This window comes from Aeromonas sp. R3-1 (genome assembly GCF_040908345.1).
Classification (GTDB): Bacteria; Pseudomonadota; Gammaproteobacteria; order Enterobacterales; family Aeromonadaceae; genus Aeromonas; species Aeromonas veronii.
In genome coordinates this window covers 1-6,097 of record NZ_JBFODN010000233.1, presented here as the reverse complement: position 1 = coordinate 6,097, position 6,097 = coordinate 1, and the positions used below count along the sequence as shown (strand labels likewise).

The 6,097-nt window shown below is 55.9% G+C and carries 6 protein-coding genes and 4 pseudogenes; 3 read left to right on the top strand and 7 right to left on the bottom strand.

Annotation, left to right across the window (positions count from 1 at the left end; all coding sequences use genetic code 11):
• A pseudogene (locus AB5Y85_RS15130) lies at positions 1 to 278 on the bottom strand (IS3 family transposase); the annotation flags it as partial.
• Between the two features lie 3 nt (positions 279 to 281).
• Here AB5Y85_RS15130 and AB5Y85_RS15125 point away from each other — a divergent pair.
• The 3 genes and pseudogenes from AB5Y85_RS15125 to AB5Y85_RS15115 form a co-directional block, all read left to right on the top strand.
• Positions 282 to 701: pseudogene (locus tag AB5Y85_RS15125) on the top strand (transposase); the annotation flags it as partial.
• Between the two features lie 65 nt (positions 702 to 766).
• The gene (locus AB5Y85_RS15120; RefSeq protein ID WP_269428989.1) at positions 767 to 1,135 is read left to right on the top strand and encodes a transposase; all 369 of its coding nucleotides are present in this window, start codon (positions 767 to 769) and stop codon (positions 1,133 to 1,135) included.
• A complete protein-coding gene (locus AB5Y85_RS15115; RefSeq protein ID WP_257688170.1) occupies positions 1,044 to 1,367 on the top strand; it encodes a transposase in 324 nt (107 codons plus the stop codon). The genes AB5Y85_RS15120 and AB5Y85_RS15115 overlap by 92 nt, the downstream gene beginning before the upstream one ends.
• Before the next feature lie 191 nt (positions 1,368 to 1,558).
• Here AB5Y85_RS15115 and AB5Y85_RS15110 read toward each other — a convergent pair.
• The 6 genes and pseudogenes from AB5Y85_RS15110 to apbC form a co-directional block, all read right to left on the bottom strand.
• A pseudogene (locus tag AB5Y85_RS15110) lies at positions 1,559 to 1,730 on the bottom strand (IS3 family transposase); the annotation flags it as partial.
• A pseudogene (locus AB5Y85_RS15105) lies at positions 1,726 to 1,878 on the bottom strand (IS1595 family transposase); the annotation flags it as partial. The pseudogenes AB5Y85_RS15105 and AB5Y85_RS15110, both read right to left, overlap by 5 nt.
• Before the next feature lie 105 nt (positions 1,879 to 1,983).
• Entirely contained in the window at positions 1,984 to 3,456 is a 1,473-nt protein-coding gene (locus tag AB5Y85_RS15100) for an inorganic phosphate transporter (RefSeq protein ID WP_047439689.1), read from the bottom strand.
• Between the two features lie 376 nt (positions 3,457 to 3,832).
• Positions 3,833 to 4,414 carry a dCTP deaminase gene (dcd, locus tag AB5Y85_RS15095; protein WP_005336719.1) on the bottom strand — a complete coding sequence of 194 codons (582 nt, stop codon included), beginning with the start codon at positions 4,412 to 4,414 and terminating at the stop codon, positions 3,833 to 3,835.
• Positions 4,415 to 4,477: 63 nt separating this feature from the next.
• Entirely contained in the window at positions 4,478 to 5,122 is a 645-nt protein-coding gene (gene udk, locus AB5Y85_RS15090) for a uridine kinase (RefSeq protein WP_005345570.1), read from the bottom strand.
• Between the two features lie 110 nt (positions 5,123 to 5,232).
• The coding region (apbC, locus tag AB5Y85_RS15085) for an iron-sulfur cluster carrier protein ApbC (RefSeq protein ID WP_368221700.1) at positions 5,233 to 6,097 on the bottom strand (865 nt) is incomplete at its 5' end.

Sequence of the window (6,097 nt, the reverse complement as noted above, 5' to 3'; positions counted from 1 at the left end):
CAGCCTTCGTCGGTGGCGATATAGGTGATATCACCGGTCCAGACTTCGTTGGGCTTCGTCGGCGCAAAGACCTGACCAAGGAGATTCTCCGCCACAGGCAGGGAATGAGCAGAATGGGTTGTCGTCTTGAATTTGCGCTTTTGTTTGCAAGACAACCCCATTTCGCGGCGCAATCGCCCAATCCGGTCCCGTCCAGCGTAAAATCCTTCGGCGGCCAACTCAGCTTGTAAACGCGCAGCGCCATAGGTCTGGCGCGTCTTGCTGTGAGCAGCCCTAATGGGATGGTCTGCTCCATCCACCCCGCTATGCTGGAGCCAGCATCAAGGAGGCTCATCATGACGCAAGCGCAGATTTACATTTACGGGATCGATTTAGGCAAAAATTGGTTTCACCTGGTGGCGATGGATCGCATGGAGCAGGTATTGACCAAGCAAAAGCTCACTCGTTCACAACTGAAACAGTTCATCAGTACGACTCCCCCCTGTCGGGTTGCCTTCGGGGCATGTCCCGGTTCGCAATACTGGGGGCGCCTGTTTCAACAGGCGGGGTTCGAACCCAAGATTATCCCTTCCCAATTTGTGAAGCCCTACCTCAAATCAAACAAGAATGACTTCAACGATGCTACCGCTATTGCCGAGGCTGGTAACAGAGGCACTATGCGCTGTGTCCCGTTGAAATCTCATGAACAACTGGCATTGCAGCGACTCATCGCGTCCGTCAGCGTTTCATCGTCGAACGTACCACCACTGTCAATCAGATGCGAGCGTTGCTGCTGGAATATGGGCTCACCGTGCCAGTCGGCAGAAAAGTCTTCGAGCGCGCCCTACCGGCGATCCTTGAAGATGCCGAGAATGGCTTGCCTGACTTTATCCACGCCCTGGTATTACGCCTGAGAGAACGGTGGCAACAGCTGGATACTCAGATTGATGACATGAGCCTCATGCTCGGACAAGCCTCCAGCGCATCAGGTTTGTGCCAAAAAATCAGTACCGTCCCCGGTATTGGACCGATTGTCTCAACCGCGTTGATTGCCGCGATTGGCAATGGCTCACAATTCAAGAAAGCCCGCGACCTGTCAGCCGGTCCCCAGGCAATATTCAACGGGCGGCAAATCTTCGCTCGGCGGGATCAGTAAGCGTGGCAATAGCTATTTAAGGCAAATGGTTATTCAGGGCGCCAAAGCGCTAAAAATTCACATGAAGCGCGACAAATCATCGTTAGGCGAATGGATCGCCAGGCTGGAGGCCGGCCATCACCATCATGTGGTACTTATCGCCCTGGCCAACAAGATAATGCGAATTTGCTGGAAAGTGCTGACATCCGGCAGGGATTACCAACCGTATCCCGACGCAAGCTCAGCCGTTTAACAGATAGAACTCATACCCGGTTTTGCGGGCCCAAAACAGATGACAGAAGCGTTTACCCCACGACATTGCAGCCTGGCTAAAAAAGCAGTCTCTTGTGACTGATAGCTTTATTAGGACGACGACGTGCGGCTCCCATCAAGGCCAGAGCCGGAAAACGGCTCACAGACAGGCTGGATACATTGACGCAAACGACTTCTGGAAATCAGTTGAAGCCTGCAGATAAGGAGCAGATCATACATTTTTATGATGTCGCGCTCCATGTTAGCTTGTGCGAGAGCGTTGCGTAGCCGGGCCACTTCAGCCTCCAGCTCGGCGACAGAACGCGGGCCGATGTATCTTGGCTGCGACCACCCAGTGGCTGACAATGTGGACAACCATTGCATGCCGGTAACTGACTATTGAGCGAGGTAATGGTGTGGGGTGCAGTGAGCTCCTGCTGAGCAACACAGTGCTGGCGCAGGGTTAACTGGGGAAAGAGGGACAACAGGTGTTGAAAGGCTGGGGTATCCATGATGGTAGACCTAATGGTGATGGCCTACTTCAAGATTAGCCTTTCAACACGTAATAGGGACAGAGCCAATAAAAAGGGCCCGCAGGCCCTTAAAAAATAACGATATTATCCACCAAACAGATGGTGGCTGACGATGAACAGGCCGCCGGAGAGCAGCATGGTCAGCGGCAGGGTCAGCACCCAGGCCATCAGGATGGTCTTGATGGTCTGGCTCTGCAGGCCGGATTTGTTGGCTACCATGGTCCCCGCCACCGCAGAAGAGAGGATGTGGGTGGTGGACACCGGCATACCGGTCAGACTGGCGACCCCGATGGAGGTTGCAGCAGTGATCTGGGCCGCAATGCCCTGGCTGTAGGTCATGCCGGTGGTGCCGATCTTCTCGCCCACGGTATGGACGATACGACGCCAGCCCACCATGGTGCCGCAACCCAGCGCCAGCGCGATGGAAACGATCACCCAGGTCGGTGCGTATTCAGCGGTCGCGGTCAGATCCTTGCGCCATTTGGCCAGATCGGTCAGCTCCTTGGCTGGCAGCGGCAGCTTGGCAGCCTTGCGGGCGGTGTCATCGATACAGAGCAGCAGACGACGCACTTCGCGGCGGTCGGTCAGGCTCATCTGATCATAAGTACGCACGGCACCCAGACGGGCATCCAGGGTGGCCATCGCCTGCAGCACGCCATCGGCGGAGCAGTGAGTCATCAGCTCTTCCTGAGCCGTTGCCGGTGCAGAGAAGTTGATGACGCCAGAGAGGGCGGACTGGTTGCGCTGGTAGATCTCCATGATGCGCTGGTTGGCATCCTGGGTCCGGTCCAGATCATAGGCGCGGCTGTTCATGTCCAGTGCGAAATAGGCTGGAGCCATACAGATCAGCACCAGCATCACCAGACCGATACCCTTCTGGCCATCGTTGGAGCCGTGCACGAAGCTGACGCCCATGGCCGAGGCCACCAGGGTCAGACGCGCCCAGAACGGCGGGTGTTTCTTGCCATCCACCAGCTGGCGCTCTTCCGGCGTTTTGTGGATCTTGTTGCTGGTCCAGATGCGCTTCATCGCCAGCAGCAGCAGCGCCGCGATGATGAAGCCGATGGTGGGAGAGATGATGAGGGAAAGCATGATGTCGATCGCTTTGCCCACGTTGATCCCTTCTGTCACCGGTTTATGGGTGATCCAGGCATAGGCGCCACCTACCCCCAGAATGGAACCGATCAAGGTATGTGAACTGGAGGCCGGGATCCCGAAGAACCAGGTGCCCAGGTTCCACACGATGGCGGAAAACAGCAAGGAGAAGACCATGATCAACCCTTGGGTGGAGTCCATCCCAAGCAGCAGGTCGATGGGCAGCAGATGGACAATGGCATAGGCCACACCCAGACCGCCGAACATGACGCCAAAAAAGTTGAAGATCCCCGATGCAACGACCGCTAGGTGAGCTGGCATCGCCTTGGTATAGATAACCGTTGCTACCGCGTTGGCGGTATCGTGAAAGCCGTTGATAAATTCATAGGCAAGCACAAAAAAAACGGCCAATACCAAACCGATTGACCACCACAAACCCAAACCACTAAACATTTCAAACATAAAAAAAGCCTGTTTATGAGTTGCGGCGGATTATGCCAGATGGCGGCCAACACCATAGCCACCATTGAAATATTTCAGCCATAAAAAAAAAGAGCTTTTTGGGAAAAAATATCCTAGAGCCAGTCCTCATGCGGCTTGCCATCGATTAATTAAAGCCGCTAATGATTGCGGGAAAGGGCAAAAATAGCTGACAATTAAGCCAATAATTTCATTTTTATGACGTTTTTATGACAGAAAAACGGGCGAAAGTGGTGATAAAACGTCCCTGCCCCGCCAATCTCATCCGACCAGCACCATCAACCCCATATCCGTTTGATTCCAGATGCAAAAAGGGAGCACCTTGTGCTCCCTTGAATCGTTGCCGTGTTGCCAGTTATCAATCCTGATTGATGCGGCTGGCAACGGCGCCCTGCTGGCTCTTGTACTTGGCATTTTCCCGCTTGTTGTAGGGACGGGCCGCGACGCCGGAGAGCATCTCGAAGTTCAAGGCGCCGATCTTCATCTTCGGACGCAGCGCCAGCGGCAATTTGCCGCCGTTGTAGAACTCCAGCACGATGCGACCGGACCAACCCGGATCGATCCGGTGCGCCGTCACGTGCACCATCAAACCCAGGCGCGCCAGTGAAGAGCGGCCATCCAGCCAGCCAACGATATCGGCAGGCAGAGTAACGGATTCGTAGGTCACCGCCAGCGCCAGCTGACCCGGGTGAAGGTAGAAGGCTTCGCCATCGGGGATGTGGATCTCGTCACTCATCACCCGATCGATGGCATCAGCCATCTCGCTGCTCGGGCCGCTCAGGTCGATATAGGGCGCGGTATGATCGCGAAACACCCGAAACTCGTTACCCAGCAGCACATCGACACTGACACCACTGATCCGCTCTACCCCGGGCCGTGGCTCAATGACGATCTTGCCTTCATCCAGATGGCGTTCAATATCGGTATCACACAGACGCATTGGGCGACTCTCCTGACAAATTGTGCTTTTAAAAAAGCCGGGCATCACCCGGCTTGTTTCATCTTAACCAATCAACATGTGGCGAATACGCGCCTTGAGCATGTCGATGGCGATGCGGTTCTTGCCACCACGGGGCACGATCACATCGGCATACTGTTTGGACGGCTCGATAAACTGCAGGAACATCGGACGCACCGTCTTCTGATACTGCTTGAGCACGGAGTCCATGGTACGGCCACGCTCCTGCACATCACGCACCAGACGGCGCAGCAGGCAGATGTCGAGCGGGGTATCCATGAAGATGGAGGCATCCATCAGATCCCGCAGACGGCTGTCGGTCAGCAGCAGGATCCCTTCCAGAATGATCACCCGGCGCGGGGCAAACGGGGTCACTTCGCTCATCCGGGTGTGTTCGGTGTAGGAGTACTGGGGAATGGCAACCGCGTCACCTTTGACCAGCTGGCTCAGGTGCTGTACCAGCAGGTCGTGATCCAGCGCGTTGGGGTGGTCATAGTTGGTCTTGACCCGCTCTTCCATGGTCAGGTGGGTCTGATCACGGTAGTAGCAATCTTCGGTGATCACACCAATCTGACCTGCGCCCAGTTCGGCCACCAGCTCTTCATAAATGGTCTGGGCTATAAGACTTTTGCCAGACGCAGATGCGCCCGCAATACCGATGATCACACACGAATGTTGAGTATCAGACATGACAAATACCTAAAAGAGAAGAGCAGTGGGGATGGTTTAAACCGATCCATTATATAAAAAAGGGTGGGTCATGCCCACCCTCAATTCCCTTTCAAGTGACCGACCGCCGATTATTCATCCAGCGCCATGGCATAGAGGGGGGTCGCAATCGGTTTTGCGCTGAAAAAGAGTTCAGCCCCTACCCTGCGCGCCAGCTTCAAATAGGCCTGAGCCAGGCTTCCTTCCGGTGCGCCGAACACCGTCGGACAGCCATCATCCATGTGTTGGCGGATATCGATGTGCAGCGGTAATTGACCAAGCAGTGCCACTTGATACTGCTCTGCCATCTTCTGGCCGCCACCGGTACCAAACAGCGGCTCATGATGACCACAGGCGCTGCAGACGTGGTAGCTCATGTTCTCGATAATACCGAGCACTGGCACATTGACCTTGTTGAACATGGCGATCCCCTTGCGGGCATCGGCCAGCGCCACATCCTGCGGGGTGGTGACGATCACTGCCGCCGAGGTAGGCACCTGCTGAGCCATAGTGAGCTGGATATCGCCAGTGCCCGGCGGCATGTCTACCACCAGATAATCCACCTCGCCCCAGCGGGTCTCATGGAGGATCTGCGCCAGCGCCTTGCTCGCCATCGGGCCACGCCAGATGGTGGCATCCTGCTCGGAGACCAGATAGCCGATGCTGTTGCTCTTGAGGCCGCAGGCCATCACCGGCTCCATCAGCTTGCCGTCATGGCTGACCGGGCGCTCCTTGAGGGTGCCCATCATGGTGGGAATGGAAGGGCCATAGATATCGGCATCGAGAATAGCGACCCGCGCCCCCTCTTTTTGCAGGGCCAGCGCCAGATTGACTGCGGTGGTGGACTTGCCTACCCCGCCCTTGCCGGAAGCAACCACGATGATGTTGCGAATGCCCTGCACGGCATTGAGGCCCTGCGCCCGCGGCATGCTGGCGACGTCAATCTCCAATGCCCAG